Source organism: Noviherbaspirillum sp. (genome assembly GCF_035254865.1).
In the GTDB taxonomy this organism is placed as follows: Bacteria; Pseudomonadota; Gammaproteobacteria; order Burkholderiales; family Burkholderiaceae_D; genus Noviherbaspirillum.
This window is the reverse complement of record NZ_DATFAF010000043.1, coordinates 39,007-59,156: the sequence shown is the minus strand read 5'-3', so window position 1 is coordinate 59,156 and position 20,150 is coordinate 39,007. Positions and strand designations below refer to the sequence as shown.

Sequence of the window (20,150 nt, the reverse complement as noted above, 5' to 3'; positions counted from 1 at the left end):
CATCTAATTTAAAAGGAAGAGATATGACTGCCGAATACAAGGTTAACGGCGCGGTAGCCGTCATTACGCTCAACAATCCGCCCGTCAACGGACTGGGCCACGCCACGCGCAGCGCGATCGTCGAAGGCATGAAAAAGGCGTTGAGCGACAACGCCGTCAAGGCAGTTGTGATCACCGGTGCCGGCAAGGCATTCTCCGGCGGCGCGGACATCAAGGAATTCAATTCGCCCAAGGCATCGGCCGAGCCGTCGCTGCACACCGTCATCAACGTCATCGAGACGTCCAGCAAGCCGGTGGTCGCGGCAATCCACAGCGTCGCAATGGGCGGTGGCCTTGAGCTTGCGCTCGGCTGCCATTACCGCGTTGCTGCGCCGGGTGCGCAGATCGCGCTGCCGGAAGTCAAGCTGGGCATTCTCCCGGGCGCCGGCGGTACGCAACGCCTGCCGCGCGTGGTGGGACTGGAAATGGCGCTCAACATGATCGTCTCCGGCACTCCGGTACCGTCGGAGAAGCTGGCCAAGACCGCACTGTTCAACCAGTTGGCCGAAGGTGACCTGATGGAAGCTGCCATCGCGTTCGCCAACAAGATCGCCGACGTGCGTCCGCTGCCGAAGGTACGCGACATCAAGATCGACTATCCGAATTACGAAGGTTTCCTGCAGTTCTCCCGCAACACCGTCAAAGCCATGGCGGGTCCGTTCCCGGCGCCGCTCAAGTGCGTCGAAGCGGTTGCTGCTGCCGTGACGATGAAGTTCGACGACGGTATCAAGTTCGAGCGCGACCTGTTCGTCGATTTGGTACAGACCACCGAATCGAAGGCGCTGCGCCATGCATTCTTCGGCGAGCGTGCTGCCAGCAAGGTGCCGGACGTTCCGGAAGATACGCCGACGCGTCCGATCAAGTCGGCAGCCGTCATCGGTGCCGGCACCATGGGCGGCGGCATTGCGATGAACTTCGCCAACGCAGGCATCCCGGTCACCATCCTGGAAATGAAACAGGAAGCGCTCGACAAAGGCCTGGCGACGATTCGCAAGAATTACGAAAACACCATGAAGAAGGGCAAGCTCACGCCCGAGAAGTTCGAACAGCGCGTCGGCCTGATCAAGGGCACGCTCTCGTATGAAGAGATCGGCCAGGCCGACATCGTGATCGAAGCCGTGTTCGAAGACATCGGCGTGAAGGAGCAGGTGTTCAAGAAGCTGGATGAAGTGATGAAGCAGGGCGCGATTCTGGCATCCAATACGTCGACGCTGGACGTCGACAAGATCGCCAGCTTCACCAAGCGTCCGCAGGACGTGATCGGCCTGCACTTCTTCAGCCCGGCCAACGTGATGAAACTGCTGGAAATCGTGCGCGGTGCGAAGACCGGCAAGGACGTGCTGGCGACTTCGCTGCAACTGTCGAAGAAGATCAAGAAGACCGGCGTTGTCTCCGGCGTTTGCGACGGCTTCATCGGCAACCGCATGATCGAGCAGTACAGTCGCCAGGCCGGCTTCCTGCTGGAAGAAGGCTGCCTGCCCGAGCAGGTGGACAAGGCGATCGAGAAATTCGGCTTTGCAATGGGTCCGTTCCGCATGGGCGACCTGGCCGGCAACGATATCGGCTGGTATATCCGCAAACGCCGTTACATCGAGAAGCCGGAGGTCACCTATTCGAAGACCGCCGACCTGTTGTGCGAGATGGGACGCTTCGGCCAGAAGACCGGCGCCGGCTGGTACGACTACAAGCCGGGCGATCGCAAGCCGTATCCTTCGCAAGTGGTGAATGACATGATCATCAAGCACTCGGCCGACCTCGGCATCGAGCGCCGCAAGATCAGCGATCAGGAAATCGTCGAGCGCCTGGTGTATGCGCTGGTGAACGAAGGAGCGAACATCCTGGAGGAAGGCATTGCGATGCGCGCTTCCGACATCGACATGGTGTACCTGACCGGCTACGGCTTCCCGCTGTTCCGCGGCGGCCCCATGTTCTACGCCGACACCGTCGGCTTGCAGAACGTGATGATGTCGATCGAAAAATACGCGAAGGGTCATCAAGGCGTCGCCTGGAAACCGGCTCCGCTGCTGGCAAAACTGGCAGCCGAAGGCAAGACTTTCAACTGATCGCGTTTCTGCTATCCCAAAAAGCCCGGTGGAAATCCTCCGGGCTTTTTTGTTTTCGGCGCCATTATGTCGCTGATGCCTAAATCTTGGCTCAACAATGCCAGATACACCTCGCGGCTCGACGATGCCCGGTGGACATTCACTGAAATTCAGCACCTTGTCGCCAACTATCTGTTTGCAATGATTATGGCGTGGCGTGTCGACGACGAAGAGCAATTCGTTAAAGACAAAGTCGCAATCAATCATGAGAGCAAACAACTTGTCGTCGTCGGTGATTTTCTGACGCAAACTTCACGCAAGGTTCCTTTTTTGACATGAGTCAAATCTCCCTGACAAATAATGCGGTTGAGATATTGATCCGCATCAACTTCGCGTAAATTCCGAAGCTGTTCACAATCGAGGCAATATCAGGAATGAACGCAAGCAATATTAACGTGCGGTTTTTCGACGTCGTTCTTTGCGTCTCCCGAGCCCTTGATCTCCTTTCTCCCCACCTTTCGGATCATCATTTAAGGACCGCGTATGTGGCCGCTCGACTGGCGGAAGAGATCGGCTTGAGCGTCGTGGAGAAGCAGGACGTGGTAATTGCCGGAGCGCTCCACGACGTCGGGGCCTTATCCACGACATACCGCCTTGCACTGCAGGACTATGCCGTCGGCGACCAACTTGAGAACATCCATGTCCATGGCATGGAGGGCTATCTTCTACTTCGTGAATTCCCGCCGTTTACCAGGGCGGCGGAAGCGATCCGGTACCATCACGTCGAATGGAACAATGAGCGGGGAAGCGAGTTCAACGGTGAACCTGTGCCGCTGGCAAGTCATATCCTCCACCTCGCAGACCGGATTGCGGTGCTGCCTGAGAGCGGTGTGCATATCCTGCAGCAGTGCGACAATATCCGCCGGAAGATAGTTGACGGCGTTCACTTGCGGTTTCACCCGCGGGTCGTGTCAGCATTCGACGCGGTGTCCTTGTCGGAGGCATTCTGGCTCGACGTTGTTAGCCAACACAAGGAAGAAATTATTCGTGAACGATTCGGGCAGCACAATGTGGTGCTTGATCTCGACGAGTTGTACGAACTCGCACGACTCTTTGGTCGCATCATCGACTTTCGCAGCCCCTTTACGGCTATCCACTCGAGCATGGTTGCCGCGCGTGCGGAGCGGATCGCACAACTGCTGGGAGTCGATACCTATCGGACGAAAATCATTGGAATTGCCGGCTTCCTACATGACCTTGGCAAGCTGGCAGTGCCAACCGAGATTCTCGACAAGCCGGAAAGGCTCACGCGAGAGGAGATGTTCATTGTCAAACAGCATCCGTACTACACACACCGCATCCTGTCGACGGTGCCCGGTTTAGAGGAGGTCAATGCGTTCGCATCGCTACATCACGAGCGGCTCGACGGACAAGGCTACCCATTCCGAAGAAGTGAAATTCCGTTGGAAGCGCGCATCATCGCCGCCGCCGATGTATTCACTGCTGTTTCGGAGCACCGCCCCTATCGGTCTGGAATGACAAGAACTGCTGCACTTGCGCTTCTAGACCAGTTTGTCAGCGGAGGTGCGCTTGACGGGGAAGTTGTGGCGGTGGTTCGAGCGCATTTCGGCGATCTCATAAGGATGAGCCAACCATGACGTGCACCTGCGGCCGAAATACGGCTACTCAATGAATGCATCTTGGTTCCTCCGAACCAGACTTTATTTGTTCATTTATCTGACTTCCTTCACCGAAAGTGCCTTATGCGAAAAAATCTTCCGGTAACAACAACAGAACATGTTTTACAAGATGATGAAACGATCGTTTCAAAGACTGATGTCAAGGGAAAGATCACATACGTAAACCATGCGTTTGTCCACATCAGCGGCTTCAGCGAGTCCGAACTACTTGGCGCCCCACATAATATCGTGCGTCATCCCGACATGCCGCCCGAGGCCTATCGCGATCTCTGGGATACCCTTAAAAAGGGTAAAGCCTGGAGTGGCATCGTCAAGAACCGCTGCAAGAATGGCGATTTCTATTGGGTCGAAGCCAATGCCGCGCCGACAATCAAAGATGGAAAGATCGTCGGCTATACCTCGGTGCGCACCAAACCTTCCGCTGAAAGCGTAAAGGCTGCGAGCAAAATATACGCTGAGCTTTCGGAATCAAGGTCCGCGATCGCGCTGTGCGAGGGGCACGTCGTTCAGCGTGGCCTGCTCGGCTATGTTGCTGCCCTAGGGAGGATATCTTTACAGCGCAAGCTCATGGTTCTGGCTACCCTTTTCGTGCTTCTTTTTCTTTTACCGTTACTGCACACTCTTGCATCTGGAGGGCAAGCCGACATGGTTGCCGCTATCTGCGCCCTGTTTGGCATCGGTTGCGCAGCCTTCATCCCCTGGTGGCTGCGTGCAACACTCTTGAGCCCGCTCCACACCGTGCGTGCGGAGATGGACAAAATGAGTTCCGGCGACCTCTCCGGCCGCATTCCTGCCGGGCAGGGCGAGATCGCAATGGTTCTGCATTCCCTGCGCATCCTGCAGACAAACGTCAAACTGCTTGTCGGTCAGATCAAGGAATCGTCGCACATCGTGAACCAGCGCGCGGCGGAAATCGCCACAGGAAACGACGATCTGGCGAGCCGGACTGAAAGTCAGTCGAGTGCCCTTCAAGAAACTGCTTCCTCCATGGATGAACTCTCAAGCACGGTCAAGAACAGCGCCGCGAATGCAGCGGATGCGACGGCCCGGATGGGTAACGCCACGCGGACTGCGCAAGCGAGCGGTGCATCAATGGAAAGCGTCGTCAACAGCATGGATGAAATCAAGACACGATCGCGAAAGATTCTCGACATCATCGGCGTGATCGACGGGATCGCATTCCAGACCAACATCCTTGCGCTGAACGCGTCGGTTGAAGCGGCGCGTGCAGGCGAGAACGGACGGGGATTCGCGGTGGTCGCACATGAAGTGCGCGGATTAGCAACCCGATCGGCGCAGGCGGCCAAGGAGATCAAGATCCTGATCGGCGACACCGTGTCGCAGATCGAAGAGGGCAGCGCTGTCGTGGACGAGGCGGGATCATCGATACAGGAACTGGTCGCTGTCGTGCAGGAAGCCGCCTCGATCATTGCGGAAATCAGCCAGGCGGCACACGAGCAGAGCACCGGGATCGAACAGGTCAGCCTGGCAGTGAGCGAAATGGACGAGGTGACGCAGAAGAACTCGGCACTGGTGGACAGCGCCGCATCATGTGCCAAGACGCTTCGCGCACAGGCCAATAACCTGGTGGAACTAGTCGAATCGTTCAAAATTGTGCAAGGACGACGGTCGGCAGGAGGTCACTTTGGATGAAGTTTTCAGAGGGGCTAAATGGACGAACAACGCATCAAGTCAATCTTTACTTTGTGATGCGTGAACGTTTAATCGATGGTTGCCAACATTTCTTTTAGAGAACGAATTTCATCGGCGAGTCGATTGGACTTCGCAAGCGGGGCTTCGATTTTTCGATTTCACTGCAAATCGAGCGCGCCGATCACTTAACCATTTCAGTTCCCGCGCAGAATTCTTTCCGCACTTGCTTTCTGACGATGAATCGTCAAACAGATCTGGTCAAATGCCCCGCGATTGCTAACATGAAAACAGGCCATTTCACTGTGGCGGATTCGGAATAGCAAGAAGGAGGTGCAAGCCATGGATAGTCCAGTACCTGCCAGAATTCTGGTCGTCGATGATGAAGAACACGAGCGTAAACTGCTGGAAGACCTTGCCAGGGAAGAAGGCTATCTGACCCTCAGCGCCAACAATGGCAAAGAGGCGCTGGCGCTGGCGGTGACCGAGCAGCCCAACCTGATCCTGCTGGATCTGGTGATGCCCGACATGGATGGCTTCGAAGTCACGCGCTGGTTGAAACACAATCCCGCGACCCGCGCGATTCCTGTCATCCTGGCAACTGCCCTGGAAGATGTCGCCGCGCATGAACGCATGCTGAGCTGCGGTGCGGACGAATTCATCAACAAGCCGGTGGACCGGTGGGAATTGTCGCTGCGTATCAGCAAGCTTCTGAAGTCCTATCGCAGCGCCGCTGCCAGCGTCGCATGAAAGCAGAAGCCGTGCAGGTGATGGCGCGCTGATCAGCGCCCGTGATCTACCGCAAACCGCCAGACAGTGCGGTGCATAGACTGAACAGTCAATCGCGGGGCGGAGATGATCACTGCAATTCCACGCTTAAAGACGCGTTCGTCCGGCAAGCCGGCGGGGAGGCGGCGCCCCCGCTTCTGGCTACTCCTGTTGCTGCTGGTGCCTGCCATTGCTTTTGCGTGGAGAAACTGGCCAGGCCAACTGAGCAAGCTTACCGAGGTGACTTCCTTCGGCCAGAATCCGGGCAAGCTGCGCATGTTCAAGTATCTGCCGCAACAGCTCGGCGCTTCCCGTCCGCTGGTCGTGGCGCTGCATGGTTGTACCCAGAAGGCTGACGCGTATGACGACGAAACCGGCTGGATCAAGTTTGCGGACAAGTACGGCTTCGCGTTGCTGTTGCCGCAGGAAGAGGTGCATCAGGCCAAGTGCTTCCGATGGTTCGATGCGGCACATATCCAGCGTGATCAGGGCGAGCCGATGTCGATCAGGCAAATGGTCGAGAAAATGAAAACCGACCATCAGGTGGATGCGCATCGCATCTATATCACGGGCCTGTCCGCCGGTGGTGGCATGACCGCGGTGATGCTGGCGGTGTATCCGGACGTATTTGCCGGGGGTGCGATCATTGCAGGCATTCCGTACCAATGTGCGGCGAGTGAATCCGAGGCGCAGCAAAAGTGCGGCCTGTTCGGACAAGCGCTGGCACCCGAGAAGGATTTGACGCCGGTGCAATGGGGCGATCTGGTGCGCGCCGCGACAAATCATGCAGGACCATTTCCTCGCGTGTCCATCTGGCACGGCAGCAGCGACACCACCGTGCAACCCAAGGACGCCGTCGAACTGATGGAGCAGTGGACCAATGTGCACGGGCTGAACCAGACGCCCGCGGTGGATGAGACGATCAACGGCCATGCGCACAAGGTGTACCAGGACCAGAACGGCAATGCGATGGTCGAAACTTTTCTGATCAACGGTATGAGACATGGCACGCCTGTCGATCCGGCAAGGTCGCGCCATTCATTCTTGCCTCCGGCATCTGTTCCAGTTTTCATATCGTTCGTTTCTGGGGGCTGGACCGACCATGAGGCCGTGACTCAAGGAACCCGACATGCAACACGCACCTTCATCACGCACTGCTGACCTCGATTCCTACGTCTGGCGCGGCGGCAAGAAAATCGTGCTGGAAAAGGAGACGGATCGCTTTACGGTGATTCCGTCCAGCCCGCAACAGCTGGAGAAGCTGCGCACGGCGCCGGGGGTGCACGAAAACGTTACGCGCGGCGAGCGCAGCATCGTGGTGGCCCTGATCGACGATGGATTCGATCTTTCCCATCCGGATTTCGACGGCCCGGGCAAGATCGTCTCGCCGAAGGATTATGTGGATGGCAATGCCAATCCTTTCCCGGAAGCCGCACACGACGACTATCACGGAACGCCGTGCGCGGGCGTCGCCATCGCGGAAAGCAATGGACGTGGCGTGGTCGGCGTCGCGCACGGTTGCGCATTCATGCCGGTGCGATTTCCGCTTGCGGCGGATGACGACGGGCATTGCGACTGGTTCGGGCACGGCAAGGTGAATGCCGCCAAGGCAGTGGTGGAGGCGCGCAAGCGCGGGACGTCATAGTGATGCTGCTGAGAGTGAGGTTTCCCTGGCTCTTCGCCATGGAATGCAACATGAACGACAATGACGAACATCTGGAGTACAAGGGCTACACGATATTTCCCATACCGATGGTTGGAAACGGAGATATCTGGTACGGCGGCTACGAGATCGCGAAGCGCGGCATCACGGTCAGGGTGCGCAGGAAGATCTTTCCCGGGTTTTTCCATTTGGGCGCCGCCCGCACCGACAGCATCGAACACGCAAAGCTGGAGATCGATCAAATCACATCATGATGGCTCGCAATGCCCATGATGGCAGTGTGACATTTGTCCGGAAGGAGGGTACGATGATGAGCAATATGGCATTGCATTCGTGGTGGGTGTTTGCGTTGCGAGGCGTCGTTGCCCTTGCGTTCGGTCTGCTCGCATTGATGATGCCCGGCGTGACTCTGCTGAGCCTGGTTGCCTTGTTTGCGGCCTATGCCTTGCTGGCTGGCGTGGTGTCGCTGGTCGGCGCGGTGCAGAACCGGAAGCAGGATGAGGACTGGTGGCTGCCGCTGCTGTTCGGGCTGGTCAGCATCGGTGCCGCCGTCATCGCCGTGCTGCACCCGGCCCTGACTGCGCTGATCTTCGTCCTGGTCATCGGCGCGAATGCGCTGGTCGGCGGCGTGCTTGATATCGCTGCCGCAATCCGGTTGCGAAAGGTGATGCGCGACGAGTGGATGCTGGTCTTGAGTGGAATTGCTTCAATCGTTTTCGGCGCGCTTGTGTTTCTTTTCCCCGGCGCCGGCGCGCTGGCGCTGATCTGGTGGATCAGTCTTTATGCCGTGGTCACCGGTGTGCTGCTGTTGGCGCTTTCGATCCGCTTGCGGGCGCGAAGCAGGGGCACACACGGCGACAGGAGGATGATGCCGGACCGTCGCATATCGGCCTCGCATTCATAAAGGTCCGGTGCCGGCTTGGACTGTATGCTTGACTTCAAAGGGAGAGTTGCCATGAAATCCGTTGCACACATTCTGCAGGAAAAACCCCAGAAGACCGTTTTCACGATTTCACCGGACGCAAGCGTGCTCGACGCGGTCAAGCAGATGGCCGAACGCGGGGTCGGCGCCTTGCTGGTGATGGAGGGCGAGAAACTCGTGGGCGTGATCAGCGAGCGCGACTATGCCCGCAAGGTCGTGCTCATGGGGCGATCGTCCGACAAGACGCCGATACGCGCGATCATGAGTTCTCCGGTAATGTACGTGCGCCCGGAACAGACCAATGAAGAATGCATGGCGCTGATGACGGAAAACCGGCTGCGTCATCTTCCGGTGATGAACGACGGCAAGCTGGTTGGCCTGGTATCCATCGGCGACCTGGTCAAGGACATTATCTCGGAGCAGAAATTCATCATCGAGCAGCTGGAGCACTATATTCGGGGCGAGCGCTGAAGACGCATCACCAGTAATTTTCCGTCACGAACTGTCCAGGCAAGGTACGGCGAACCGGCCGCATCCCGCGCTGGTGCAGGAGCTTGCGCATGTCTTCGATCATGTCCGGATTGCCGCACATCATGACGCGCGAAGATTCGACACTGAGCGTAAGTCCGGCCGCCTTTTCCAGCTCGCCGTTTTCGAGCAGCGTCGTGATGCGCCCGTTCAGATGCAGCGGTCCATTTGCCGTTTGCGCTTCGCGGGTGGCGGAGCGGACAACATGCAACTGCGCGCCGCCGGGTGCTGGCGGGTGACGGCGCAGATTTTCCAATTCGTCCTGATAGGAAAATTCATTCTCCTGGCGTACGCAATGCACCAGGATGAGCCTGCGGAATTTTTGCCAGACGTAGGTATCGCGCAACATCGAGAGGAAGGGGCCGATGCCGGTGCCGGTGGCCAGCATCCATAGCTCGTCGCCGTCCGGAAAGCGATCCGGCGTCATGAAACCGTAGCTCTGCTTTTCGATCAGCAACTCGCCGCCCGGCTCGAGTTCTTTCAGCTGCGTCGTAAACAGTCCGTCGGGAACCAGGATGCCGTAGAACTCGAGAAAGTCCTGGCTCGGCGCCGAGGTCATTGAATACGCCCGCCAGATGATGCCGTGAGCGTCCTGCAAGCCGATACGTGCGTACTGTCCGGCCGCAAAGGAATAATTTGCCGGTCGCGTGGTCGTAAACGTCAGCAGCTTGCTATTCCACCATTCAAGCCTGGTGACGGATTCCACCGTTGCTTTCTCTGCGGTTCTTGGATCGATCAGCATTTGGCCCTCGGTCGTGAGGTTCCCCTGCACGGAAATTGAATTTAAGATATATTATAAATGAATCTTTTAAAAGAGGCTTAGAGATGGCAAAAATCGTACTCCTTGAAAAAATCCACGCCAGCGCAGCAGAGCTGCTCAAGGCGGAAGGTTTTACCGACATCGTGCAGCTGCCGACCGCGCTGAAGGCTGACGACCTGAAAACTGCCTTGGCCGACGCGGATGCGGTAGGTATCCGTTCGGCGACGCATATCACGGCGGACGCGCTGAAGAGCTTGCCGCACCTGAAGGCGATCGGATGTTTCTGCATCGGCACCAATCAAGTCGATTTGACAGCGGCGACTGCGCATGGTGTCCCGGTTTTCAATGCACCGTTTTCCAATACACGCTCGGTGGCGGAACTCGTCATTGCGCAGGCGATCCTCCTGCTGCGGCGCATTCCTGAGAAGAACGCGCGGGCGCATCGCGGAAAGTGGGAGAAGAGTGCGGTCGGCGCCAACGAGGTGCGCAACAAGGCACTCGGCATCATCGGCTACGGCAACATCGGCGCGCAGGTCGGCATCCTGGCGGAAAGCGTAGGCATGCGCGTGCATTATTACGACGTCGAAAGCAAGCTCCCGCTGGGTAATGCCAGGCCGGAGCCGTCGCTGGAAGCCTTACTGGAGAAGTGCGACATCGTCACTCTGCACGTGCCGGGTGGCAAGTCGACCGAGAACCTCATCACGGCGGAGCGACTGGCCGTGATGAAGCCGAGCGCGGTGCTAATCAATGCGTCGCGCGGCGGTGTCGTGGACATTGATGCCTTGAATACCGCGCTGCGCGAGAAGCGCCTGGCTGGCGCGGCACTGGACGTGTTCCCGGTCGAACCACGCAACGACAAGGAAGAATTCGTCTCGCCGCTGCGCGGTCTGGACAATGTGATCCTGACGCCGCACATCGGCGGCAGCACCGAGGAAGCGCAGGAGAACATCGGTCGTGAAGTGGCGCAGAAACTGGCGCGCTTCCTGAAAGCCGGCACCACCCGCTGGGCGGTGAATTTTCCGGAGATTCCGTACCTGGAGAAGGAAACCAAGAGCAGGGTGCTGCACGTTCATCGCAACGAGCCTGGCGTCATCGCGCGCATGAATGCGGATTTCGCTCAGGCCGGTTTGAACATCGTCGCGCAGCACCTGCAGACGCGCGGACCGATCGGTTATGTGGTCACGGACGTGGACGACGGCATTTCGGCGGATCTGTTGCAGAAGCTGCGGAGCGAGCCGGCGACGATTCGCTGTGACCTGATCTGACCCGACGTGCAAAAGACATCGGGCGTGCCGCATTTGATTGCGGCACGCCCGAGTCGTTGTGGGGAGTGGCGGATCAGGCGACCTTCGCCTTTTCCCTGGAATGAATCTGCACCTTCGCCAGCTTCTGCAGGCTGGCGCTCTTGCGCAGCAAGTCGGCCAGCGTCACTTCGCTCAGTACGGCGAGATAAGCCTTGGTCGCCTTTCCAAGCACAGACTGCAGTTCGCAGGAAGGGGCCAGCACACATTCATTGTGATCGCGGTTGAAGCATTCGACCATCATGAAGTCCGGCTCGGTGCCGCGCACGACTTCGCCGATATTGATCTCTTCCGGTTCTTTGCCAAGGCGCAAGCCGCCGCTGCGGCCGCGTGTCGTTTCGATCAGGCCGGCGACGCCGAGCTGGTGCACCACTTTCATCAAATGGCTTTTCGAGATGCCATAGGCATCCGCGATGTCCTGAATCGTCACCAATCGATCGCGGTGTATGCCGAGATACATGAGAGCCCTGAGGGAGTAGTCGGTGTAATCGGTCAGGCGCATGATGATCAGCCTCTGGTTACATAAGATAGATCCATTATATATGTTAAAAGCGGAAATAGGTATTTGAGCCAGGATTGACTGCGTCAGATGCGACAAACGTGCAAAAGCCGCCGTGCGAGGCCGGTTGCGCGCGGCGGCTTTCCCAGTGAAAACTTGCGAAAAATGATCTGAATGACAAGTGTGGCGAACCTGAGGATTCAGCGCGGTTTTACCCGAAATCCTTCCACCGCGCAGACTCCTAAAGCCGCTTGCTTGTCACCACGCGGGCTTCTCCGCGTTCACCGACGGTATGCAGCGTGACCGGCCGGCGCCAGACCCGGCCGATGTATTCCAGGACGCGTTCGGCGCGCGACAGGTCAACGCCGCGGCCATCGCTCTGGTGGTCGTGCACCAGTTGCAGGCTGCCGTCCACATGCAGGTGGTTGGCGGCAATGCGCGGCGCGCCGTAGTTGAATTTCGGCGCAAGAATGGCTTCATGCACGGCGTGGACGCCGTTGTCGGCAATCCGGATGTCGCCGTCGTCGCGCGCTTCGTAGACGAACAGCTCCAGCTTCTCGATCAGATCCCTGGTCAGGTAATTGCGAATAAAACCGAAGTCGTCTTCTTCCTTCACGATGCGGCGCGCCGTTTCGAGACCATGTTTTTCGATGATGTCTTCCCACATCGAAAAGCCGAGATGATAAGGATTCACTGCGAGGGCGAGCTGGCGTTCGGCCGCATAGGGACGCACCACGTCGGAGTGGGCCTTGATGGCTGACAAATACAGGTCGTGCGGAAGGAAATCCGCCTCGCGCAGCAGGCGCGCGTGCCAGTAGGATGCCCAGCCTTCGTTCATGATCTGGCAGGCGAAGACCGGATAGAAGTAGAAAGATTCTTCTCGCACGGCGAGGAAAATGTCCCGCTCCCAGCCTTCCATTTCCGGCGCGTAGTTGGCAATGAACCAGAGCAAATCGTATTCCGGTTGCGGCGGGATGGAAACCCGTTTCGACCCGGCATGCAAGGCGTGCAGCTTTTCTCCGGGAAGCTGGCGGAAGCGTTGCTGAAACTGGTCGAGCGTCGGTTCGTCCTTGGCCTTGGGCGGCTCAAGCGGATACAGCGGCCGATGCAATTCGCGGTTGATATCGATGTGCGGTTCCAGTGCCAGCGCGGCGTCAAGCACCGCTTCCACGCGTTCCTGGCCGAAATCCTGGATGGCGGTTTCAATGCGATGGGCGCGCGCGGCGGCCTGCTCCAGAATATGTCCGCCGGCCATCTCCATGAAGTGCGCGAAGAGATGATTGTTCTTCGCGAAATCGGCATGGCCGAGCACATGGGCGGTAACCAGCGTGTTTTCAGGCAGCGTGTTGCCGTTGACCAGATAAGCGCGGCAAGGGTCGCCGGGAAACATCACCTCGAAGATGCGCGAATGGCCCATGCCTTGCCGGATCAGCTGATGGATGTAACGCACGCCGAACGACCAGTGATGCATGCGCACCGGCAAGCCGTAGACGGCGATTTCCATCATGAAGTTGTTGGGTACCAGCTCGAAATCGACCGGGTAATAGTCGAGCCCGAGGTCGCGCGCCAACTGCTCGATGCGCGTGGCGTACTGCTTCAGGTCGTCGACCGCTTCCGCGGTGGTAATCATGTCGCACATGGCGCGCTCTTCCTTAATCCGATTCTTGCTGAACGAAGAACTTGCGGATGGCCTTCCACACGTCTTCATGGCGTGTCAGGATGCTGCTCCCGATCGGTGCGCCGGTGCGCTCGATATCGGAGCACAGCATCTTCATTTCGGTCTCGCTGGTGCGTGGCGAACCGGGAACGGTCTCGACATAGCCGATGTAGTTGAGCAGCTTGCCCAGCCTGGTCAGATATTCGGTGGCGGCGGCGCGGTCTTCGGTGAAGTTCTCGCCGTCGGATGCATAGAACAGATAGCCGTTGTATTGCGACGGGTCATATTCCGTTTCGATCAGTTCGAGCGCGAGCTTGAACGCGGTCGACGCACCGGTGCCGCCGGTTCCGCTGACATTGAAGAATTCACTCTCGGAAAACTCCCATGCCTGGGTCGTATGCGCAATGAAGCGCGTGGTGACCTTGCCATAACGCCGGCGTATGCCTTGCAGCACGAAGAAGAAGAAGCTCTTCGCCAGCTTGCGTTCCGCATCGGTCATGCTGGCCGATACGTCGAGCGCAAAGATCACTACCGCGTTGGTCGCCGGCTTGCGTCTTTGCACCAGTTGCTTGAAGCGCAAATCTTCATTCGTGAAAGGCACCGGGTGTTCGGTCGTCTTTTCCTGCGTCACGCGCCGCTTGACGGCTTCCTTCACGGTACGCCGGCGATCGAGGCGTGCGCGCGCGCCGTGCTTGTCCCAGCCTTCGCGCACATACTCGTCGTCGGTCACGGCGGTGTTGCGCTTGGGTTGCAGGTCGGGCAGCTGCAGTTCTTCCCACAGCCAGTCGATGATGTCGTCGACCTTGAATTCCAGCAGCAATTTCACTTCGCCATCGTTGTTGCCGCCTTCTCCTTCTTCTTCGCCATAATCGGGTTGCGCCTGGCGCAAGACATCACCCGGCTTGCCCTGGCCCTGGCCCGCACTACTATAGGTCTGCGACGCCGAATCGGCGAGCCGGAAACGTGCGTGCTCCAGCAAGTGCACCGGCACCTGCACGGTGCGGTCCTGGGAGCCGGTCATGACATCCGGGCCGGCAACCAGGTTGGGCAGATTCTGCTGCACCGCCTCGCGCACCTTCTCGTTGTGGCGCAGCCAATCCCGTGACCCGCGTGAGAACAGGTCGTACCAGGGTGTTTCAGCAGAGATCGTGATGTGATCAGTCATAAATGAGTTCCTGTGGCATTACTCCTGCGCCATCAGTGTCGTGACATAGTTGAGCGCTTCGCGAGCGCTGTGGCTGTCGTAGCCGTATTCGTCGACCAGGCGTTTTTCGACCACGGAAATCTTTTGCCGCACTTCTTCGTCCGGCCTCGTGGTGGAACTGACCAGTCGCAGCACGTCACGCCGCTGTTCGAACAGGTATTGCTGAACAGCGTTGTGAAGTTGCGCGTGGCTGTCGAGCGTGAATTTCTCGCCGCGCTTGTAGGCGCCCATCGCCTTGCGCACGACCTCCTGGCGGAAGGACTGCTTGCCGGATTCGGAGATGTGAATCTTTTCCTCCACCGCGCGCAGGAAGCGTTCATCCGGCTTGCGCTCCTCGTTGGTGATCGGATCCTTGATCTGGCGGTTGTCGAGCATCGCTTCCACCTCGTCCAGATACTTGTCGAGCAAATCTTGCGCTTCCTGTTCGAAGGAGACGAACAGCGCCTTGTGCACGTCTTCCTTGACCCAGCGGTTGTAGAAGTCCTTGCGCGCGAGCACCAGGTAATCAATCCATTTACGTTTGCGTTTCGGATCGATGCGCGCGTCATTCTCGATTGCATCCTTGAGCGCGAGCAGCACGTCCATGGTAGTCAGGCTCTTCACGTTGGTCTGGATGATCGCGTTCGACAAGGCATTGATGACAAAGCGCGGCGAGATCCCGGCCAGTCCTTCGTCCGGCATTCTCTGTTTCATCCGATCAGCTTCCGCATGCGAGTAACCTTCCACCTCTTCACTGGCGTAGAGACGTACTTTCTTGCTAAGTTCCAGTTCCTTGTCGTCCGCTTCATGCAGACGCGTGAAGATGGCGAATACTGCCGCCGCGTGCAGCACATGCGGATCGAGGTGCACTTCGCGGAATGCGGGCGCAGCCGAGGAAATCAGTTTCTTGTAAATTCGCGCCTCGTCCTTGTAATTCAGCGTATAAGGAACCTGGATGATGACCATGCGATCGAGCAGCGCTTCATTCTCGCTCTCCTGCAGGAACTTGCGGAATTCGGCGAGGTTGGTATGCGCGAGAATGGTTTCGTCCAGATAGATCAGCGGGAAGCGCGACACCTTCACATTCTTTTCCTGCGTGAGCGTCAGCAGCAGGTAGAGGAATTCGCGCTTGACCTTCAGGATCTCGATCATCTCCAGCATGCCGCGGCTTGCCGCATACACCGCGCCGGACCAGGACCATGCGCGCGGATCGCCTTCGTCGCCATACTCGGCGACTTTCGACAGGTCCACGGACCCGACCAGATCGGCCAGGTCTGCGGTGGTCGGATCGTGCGGCGCATAAGTGCCGATCCCGACGCGTCCCGCTTCGGAAATGAATATGCGTTCGACCGGCATGCGCAGGAAGTCGCCGTTGTATTCGTTTTCCAGGCGCGTGCGGCAATGCGGGCAGACCTCGCCGATGATGTCGACGCCGTAGGTTTCGCGGAAGCGTGGCCGCACGGAATGCGGGATCAAATGCAAGGGCGATTCATGCACCGGGCAACCCTGCACCGCGTAAATGGCGCCGGCCTCGGTGTGGCTGTATTCTTCCATGCCGCGCTTGAGCAGGATGACCAGGGTGGATTTGCCGCCGGACGGCGGGCCCAGCAGCAACAGCAGACGGCGGCCGACTTCCGAGCCGGCTGCGGCCGCCTTGAAATAATCCACGACGCGGTCGATGGATTCATCAACGCCGAACAATTCCTGATCGAACAGCTTGCAGCGGAAGTTTCCGTCCTGGTCTTCGCCGCCCATCCAGCGAATCATGTCCCACATGTATTGATGCGAGGTGCGCGCCACACCTTGCGGATCGGCGGGCAGCACTCGCTCAAGGAATTGCGAGAGTGATCCGGACCAGTGGGCGGCGCGATGATCCTTGGCGAAAGCCACCAGGCTCTGCAGGATATCTTCTTGCTGCTCAGTATGATTGACGTCGCTATGTGTGGCCATGACATGTGCTCCCCGTAAGGTTATCGAATGTGCTTCCTGAAAGATGGACATCCGAAATCGGTTTACGTTTCTCTCGCTCTCGATTCAAAGGACTCGGTTTAAGTATAGGGCGCGTGCAAAAGAGTGATTGATGAGGATGGTCAATGAATTCAACTCGCTCGATCTCGCTAAACGCGCCCTATGCACAAGGGAAGGTAGCAAGATGCATGCAAGCATATGTGCCATCGAACTGCGGGCATGCTTGGCGCGCACGAACGCCTGAAATTGGAGAAAACAGGATCTGCATGATGAATACATGGTCTGCTGCGAGAGAATGTGCGTTTGTCGAGTCGTTGCGCGGTCCGACGAATATCGCCTGTTTGAAAAATTTACATGCGCAAACACCGTCGACGCTGTTTGGATAGATAACTGCAGAGGCACTCGGAAGTGACGAAGAGGGCGCCTCGGGAATGGTTGATCTACATCAATGGTCGGAAATTCGATATTGTGGATAGTGTTGTTGTGGTTGCCGCTGCGCAATGACATTCGGGAGGGAGACGGGCGGTCAACAGTTCAGATGCGAAAGGCAGACACATGCAGATTCAATTCCTCGGCGCGACAGGAACCGTCACCGGCTCAAAATACCTTGTCTCCGCAGGCCCCACGAAGATCCTGGTCGACTGCGGGCTGTTCCAGGGTTTCAAGCAATTGCGGCTGCGCAATTGGGCCAACCTGCCGGTGGCGCCGTCCGCTATCGATGCCGTCGTGCTGACGCATGCCCATCTCGATCACAGCGGCTACATTCCTCTGCTCGTCAAAAACGGTTTCCGCGGAAAGATCTACTGCAGCGAGGCGACCTATGAACTGTGCCGCATTCTGCTGCCGGACAGCGGCCACTTGCTGGAAGAAGAAGCCGGCTATGCGAACAAGCATGGCTTTTCCAAGCACCATCCAGCGTTGCCGCTCTATACGCAGGATGATGCCGAACGCTGCCTGAAGTTTTTTTCTCCCGTTAAATTCAAACATCGCTTTCGCGTAGCGGGCACCGTGAATGCCGAGCTCGCCCGCGCAGGCCATATTCTCGGTGCCGCGATCGCGCTGCTCGACGACGGCAAGACGACCATCGCTTTCTCCGGCGACCTCGGACGTTCCGAGGATCGCTTGATGGCACCGCCATCGACGATCGAGCGTGCGGACTACCTGGTGGTCGAATCCACCTATGGCAATCGGCATCACGATCCCGCCGACCCGATGATCCTGCTCGGCAAGACCATCCAGGAAACAGTCAATCGCGGCGGCATCGTCGTCATTCCTTCGTTCGCCGTCGGTCGCGCGCAAATCCTGCTCTACTACATGCACCTGCTCAAGCAGTCCGGCGCGATATCCAATGTGTTGCCGGTCTATCTGAACAGTCCGATGGCGGCGGACGTCACGGCGCTTTATCGACACTATCGCGACGACCATCGTCTGAACGACGAGGAATGCCGGGCGATGTGCCACGCGGCGAAGATCGTGAATTCGGTGGAGGAATCGAAGGCGCTCAATCTGCAGCACATGCCGATGGTCATCATCGCCGCGAGCGGCATGGCAACCGGCGGGCGGGTATTGCATCATCTCAAGGCCTTCGCCCCCGATCCGCGCAACACGATTCTGTTCGCCGGTTTTCAGGCGGGCGGCACGCGCGGCGCGTCGATGGTTGGCGGCGCCGATGCGGTCAAGATCCATGGCGAGTACGTGCCGATTCGTGCCCAGGTGCTGCAGATTGAAAACCTCTCGGCGCATGCCGATGGCGATGAGATCATGAACTGGCTGTCGCACTTTCAGCATCCGCCGCGCCGCATTTTCATCACCCACGGTGAACCGGAGGCCGCCGATACCTTGCGCAAGCGCATCGAGGAAAAACTGCAGTGGCCTTGCACGGTTCCCGATTATCTCGAAACCGTGGAACTCAAGTAAATGAAGCAGCATTCCGGTCATCCAGGTCATGGCAAGCCTCACGGCGCAGGCAACGTGCTGCGCATGCGGCGCATCGGCATCGATACCTACCTGGAGCCGGTGATCTTCATGCGCGACGACTGCCATATCTGCAAGTCGGAAGGTTTCGAGGCGTTCTCCCGCGTGGAAATCTGGCGCGACCACAAGCGCATCATCGCGACGCTCAATGTCGTGAAGGCATCGTTTCTGGAGATCGATGAGGCAGGTCTGTCGGAAGCGGCCTGGCGCGCGCTGGGCGGCGCCGACGGCGATCGCATCCGGCTGTTCCATCCCGCGCCGATGCAATCGTTTTCCGAGGTTCGCGCCAAGATGTACGGTCACCCGATCACCATGGCGGGAGCGAACGCGATCATGCGCGACATCGTCGATGGCCGGTATTCGGACATCGAGATGGCTGCCTTCATCGCCGCCTGCGCGGGCAACCGCATGGACATCGCTGAGACGACAGCGTTTACGCAGGCGATGATCAATGTCGGAAAACGCCTGCATTGGGGCGCGCATCCTGTGGTGGACAAGCATTGCGTCGGTGGCTTGCCGGGCAATCGCACCACGCTGATCGTGGTGCCCATCGTCGCCGCTTGCGGCTTGACGATCCCCAAGACTTCCTCGCGCGCGATTACCTCGCCGGCCGGCAGCGCCGACACGATGGAAGTGCTGGCGCCAGTCGACCTCGACATCCCGCAGATCCGCCGCGTGGTCGAACGCGAGAACGGCTGCATTGCCTGGGGCGGGGCGGTCAACCTGAGTCCTGCGGACGATATCCTGATCCGCGTCGAGCGGCCGCTCGGTCTCGACAGCGACGGCCAGATGGTGGCATCGGTGTTGTCGAAGAAAATCGCGGCGGGTTCCACGCATGCATTGATCGATCTTCCCGTTGGACCGAGCGCGAAAGTGCGATCGCGTGAAGCGGCGGAAGAATTGAGCACGCGTCTGATTACAGTCGGGCATTCGCTCGGGATTCAACTGGAAACCATCATCACCGACGGTTCGCAGCCGGTCGGCCGGGGCATCGGACCGGCGCTGGAGGCCTTGGACGTGCTCGCCGTCCTGCAAAACGCACCGGGTGCGCCGGAGAATCTGCGCGAGCGCGCCTTGCTGCTGGCGGGGCGTGTACTCGAACTGGGCGGAAAGGTGGCGCCGGGAAGCGGAATGCAAAAAGCGCGTGAGGTACTCGCGAGCGGGCTGGCGTGGAACAAGTTTCAGGCGATCTGCGAGGCGCAGGGAGGTATGCGCGAGCCGCCGCATGCGCAGCATACGCATGTGATCGTTTCGAAGCATCGCGGCAAGGTGGCGGACATCGACAATCGGCGGCTGGCGCGCATCGCGAAGCTGGCTGGTGCGCCGAAGGCGCATGCCGCGGGCCTTATATTTCATGCGCCGCTGGAAACCATGGTCGAAGTCGGGCAGCCGCTGATGACGATTCATGCCGAGTCGCCCGGCGAACTTGCCTATGCGTGTACCTACGCGGAAGCGCAGGAGGACATGATTCTCTTGCAGGAAAGATAGAATTTCTC

The 20,150-nt window shown here is 58.5% G+C and carries 18 protein-coding genes; 13 read left to right on the top strand and 5 right to left on the bottom strand.

The genetic code is table 11. From position 1 onward, the window contains the following. The first annotated feature begins 23 nt into the window (after nt 1-23). The 10 genes from VJ651_RS11420 (at nt 24) to VJ651_RS11375 (ending at nt 9,255) form a co-directional block, all read left to right on the top strand. Nucleotides 24-2,102 (top strand): 3-hydroxyacyl-CoA dehydrogenase NAD-binding domain-containing protein, encoded by a 2,079-nt coding sequence (locus VJ651_RS11420; RefSeq protein ID WP_324107579.1) that lies wholly within the window; start codon nt 24-26, stop codon nt 2,100-2,102. A gap of 66 nt (nt 2,103-2,168) precedes the next feature. After that, nucleotides 2,169-2,420: a hypothetical protein gene (locus tag VJ651_RS11415; protein WP_324107578.1), complete on the top strand. Its 252-nt coding sequence runs from the start codon at nt 2,169-2,171 to the stop codon at nt 2,418-2,420. 95 nt (nt 2,421-2,515) lie between these two features. Then, nucleotides 2,516-3,739 (top strand): HD-GYP domain-containing protein, encoded by a 1,224-nt coding sequence (locus tag VJ651_RS11410; protein ID WP_324107577.1) that lies wholly within the window; start codon nt 2,516-2,518, stop codon nt 3,737-3,739. A gap of 105 nt (nt 3,740-3,844) precedes the next feature. Then, entirely contained in the window at nt 3,845-5,434 is a 1,590-nt protein-coding gene (locus VJ651_RS11405) for a methyl-accepting chemotaxis protein (protein WP_324107576.1), read from the top strand. 339 nt (nt 5,435-5,773) lie between these two features. Next, nucleotides 5,774-6,181 (top strand): response regulator, encoded by a 408-nt coding sequence (locus tag VJ651_RS11400; RefSeq protein WP_324107575.1) that lies wholly within the window; start codon nt 5,774-5,776, stop codon nt 6,179-6,181. 105 nt (nt 6,182-6,286) lie between these two features. Continuing rightward, entirely contained in the window at nt 6,287-7,360 is a 1,074-nt protein-coding gene (locus tag VJ651_RS11395; protein ID WP_324107574.1) for a PHB depolymerase family esterase, read from the top strand. Continuing rightward, nucleotides 7,329-7,844 (top strand): S8 family serine peptidase, encoded by a 516-nt coding sequence (locus VJ651_RS11390; protein WP_324107573.1) that lies wholly within the window; start codon nt 7,329-7,331, stop codon nt 7,842-7,844. Before VJ651_RS11395 ends, VJ651_RS11390 begins: the two co-directional genes overlap by 32 nt. 50 nt (nt 7,845-7,894) lie before the next feature. Further along, a complete protein-coding gene (locus VJ651_RS11385; RefSeq protein WP_324107572.1) occupies nt 7,895-8,116 on the top strand; it encodes a hypothetical protein in 222 nt (73 codons plus the stop codon). A 53-nt stretch (nt 8,117-8,169) separates the two neighbouring features. Continuing rightward, on the top strand, nt 8,170-8,766 hold the full coding sequence (locus VJ651_RS11380; protein WP_324107571.1) for an HdeD family acid-resistance protein: 597 nt from the start codon (nt 8,170-8,172) through the stop codon (nt 8,764-8,766). A gap of 51 nt (nt 8,767-8,817) precedes the next feature. Continuing rightward, complete coding sequence (locus VJ651_RS11375) at nt 8,818-9,255, top strand: CBS domain-containing protein (protein WP_324107570.1); 438 nt, start codon at nt 8,818-8,820, stop codon at nt 9,253-9,255. A 7-nt stretch (nt 9,256-9,262) separates the two neighbouring features. Here the strand turns inward: VJ651_RS11375 and VJ651_RS11370 are convergent, their stop codons facing one another. After that, complete coding sequence (locus tag VJ651_RS11370) at nt 9,263-10,054, bottom strand: ferredoxin--NADP reductase (RefSeq protein ID WP_324107569.1); 792 nt, start codon at nt 10,052-10,054, stop codon at nt 9,263-9,265. Nucleotides 10,055-10,137: 83 nt separating this feature from the next. On the opposite strand from VJ651_RS11370, the gene serA reads away from it, so the two are divergent. Then, a complete protein-coding gene (gene serA / locus VJ651_RS11365; RefSeq protein ID WP_324107568.1) occupies nt 10,138-11,337 on the top strand; it encodes a phosphoglycerate dehydrogenase in 1,200 nt (399 codons plus the stop codon). 73 nt (nt 11,338-11,410) lie between these two features. Here the strand turns inward: serA and VJ651_RS11360 are convergent, their stop codons facing one another. The 4 genes from VJ651_RS11360 to VJ651_RS11345 form a co-directional block, all read right to left on the bottom strand. Beyond that, nucleotides 11,411-11,875, bottom strand: a complete 465-nt coding sequence (locus VJ651_RS11360) for an Rrf2 family transcriptional regulator (RefSeq protein WP_324107567.1) — start codon at nt 11,873-11,875, stop codon at nt 11,411-11,413. Nucleotides 11,876-12,113: 238 nt separating this feature from the next. Continuing rightward, a complete protein-coding gene (locus tag VJ651_RS11355) occupies nt 12,114-13,511 on the bottom strand; it encodes a SpoVR family protein (protein WP_324107566.1) in 1,398 nt (465 codons plus the stop codon). A 13-nt stretch (nt 13,512-13,524) separates the two neighbouring features. Then, nucleotides 13,525-14,694, bottom strand: coding sequence for a DUF444 family protein (locus VJ651_RS11350; RefSeq protein WP_324107565.1), 1,170 nt, complete (start codon nt 14,692-14,694; stop codon nt 13,525-13,527). An 18-nt stretch (nt 14,695-14,712) separates the two neighbouring features. Continuing rightward, entirely contained in the window at nt 14,713-16,662 is a 1,950-nt protein-coding gene (locus VJ651_RS11345) for a serine protein kinase (protein ID WP_324107564.1), read from the bottom strand. A 573-nt stretch (nt 16,663-17,235) separates the two neighbouring features. On the opposite strand from VJ651_RS11345, the gene VJ651_RS11340 reads away from it, so the two are divergent. Both VJ651_RS11340 and VJ651_RS11335 read left to right on the top strand, forming a co-directional pair. Beyond that, nucleotides 17,236-18,597, top strand: coding sequence for an MBL fold metallo-hydrolase (locus VJ651_RS11340; protein WP_324107563.1), 1,362 nt, complete (start codon nt 17,236-17,238; stop codon nt 18,595-18,597). Continuing rightward, the gene (locus VJ651_RS11335) at nt 18,598-20,142 is read left to right on the top strand and encodes a thymidine phosphorylase family protein (RefSeq protein WP_324107562.1); all 1,545 of its coding nucleotides are present in this window, start codon (nt 18,598-18,600) and stop codon (nt 20,140-20,142) included. Nucleotides 20,143-20,150 lie beyond the last annotated feature (8 nt).

Coding starts and splice junctions, on each gene's coding strand:
- VJ651_RS11375 (WP_324107570.1), top strand. CDS start 8,818: ATGAAATCCGTTGCACACATTCTGCAGGAAAAACCCCAGAAGACCGTT.
- serA (WP_324107568.1), top strand. CDS start 10,138: ATGGCAAAAATCGTACTCCTTGAAAAAATCCACGCCAGCGCAGCAGAG.
- VJ651_RS11385 (WP_324107572.1), top strand. CDS start 7,895: ATGAACGACAATGACGAACATCTGGAGTACAAGGGCTACACGATATTT.
- VJ651_RS11335 (WP_324107562.1), top strand. CDS start 18,598: ATGAAGCAGCATTCCGGTCATCCAGGTCATGGCAAGCCTCACGGCGCA.
- VJ651_RS11410 (WP_324107577.1), top strand. CDS start 2,516: ATGAACGCAAGCAATATTAACGTGCGGTTTTTCGACGTCGTTCTTTGC.
- VJ651_RS11350 (WP_324107565.1), bottom strand. CDS start 14,694: ATGACTGATCACATCACGATCTCTGCTGAAACACCCTGGTACGACCTG.
- VJ651_RS11415 (WP_324107578.1), top strand. CDS start 2,169: ATGTCGCTGATGCCTAAATCTTGGCTCAACAATGCCAGATACACCTCG.
- VJ651_RS11355 (WP_324107566.1), bottom strand. CDS start 13,511: ATGTGCGACATGATTACCACCGCGGAAGCGGTCGACGACCTGAAGCAG.
- VJ651_RS11360 (WP_324107567.1), bottom strand. CDS start 11,875: ATGCGCCTGACCGATTACACCGACTACTCCCTCAGGGCTCTCATGTAT.
- VJ651_RS11370 (WP_324107569.1), bottom strand. CDS start 10,054: ATGCTGATCGATCCAAGAACCGCAGAGAAAGCAACGGTGGAATCCGTC.
- VJ651_RS11405 (WP_324107576.1), top strand. CDS start 3,845: ATGCGAAAAAATCTTCCGGTAACAACAACAGAACATGTTTTACAAGAT.
- VJ651_RS11380 (WP_324107571.1), top strand. CDS start 8,170: ATGATGAGCAATATGGCATTGCATTCGTGGTGGGTGTTTGCGTTGCGA.
- VJ651_RS11340 (WP_324107563.1), top strand. CDS start 17,236: ATGCAGATTCAATTCCTCGGCGCGACAGGAACCGTCACCGGCTCAAAA.
- VJ651_RS11395 (WP_324107574.1), top strand. CDS start 6,287: ATGATCACTGCAATTCCACGCTTAAAGACGCGTTCGTCCGGCAAGCCG.
- VJ651_RS11390 (WP_324107573.1), top strand. CDS start 7,329: ATGCAACACGCACCTTCATCACGCACTGCTGACCTCGATTCCTACGTC.
- VJ651_RS11345 (WP_324107564.1), bottom strand. CDS start 16,662: ATGGCCACACATAGCGACGTCAATCATACTGAGCAGCAAGAAGATATC.
- VJ651_RS11400 (WP_324107575.1), top strand. CDS start 5,774: ATGGATAGTCCAGTACCTGCCAGAATTCTGGTCGTCGATGATGAAGAA.
- VJ651_RS11420 (WP_324107579.1), top strand. CDS start 24: ATGACTGCCGAATACAAGGTTAACGGCGCGGTAGCCGTCATTACGCTC.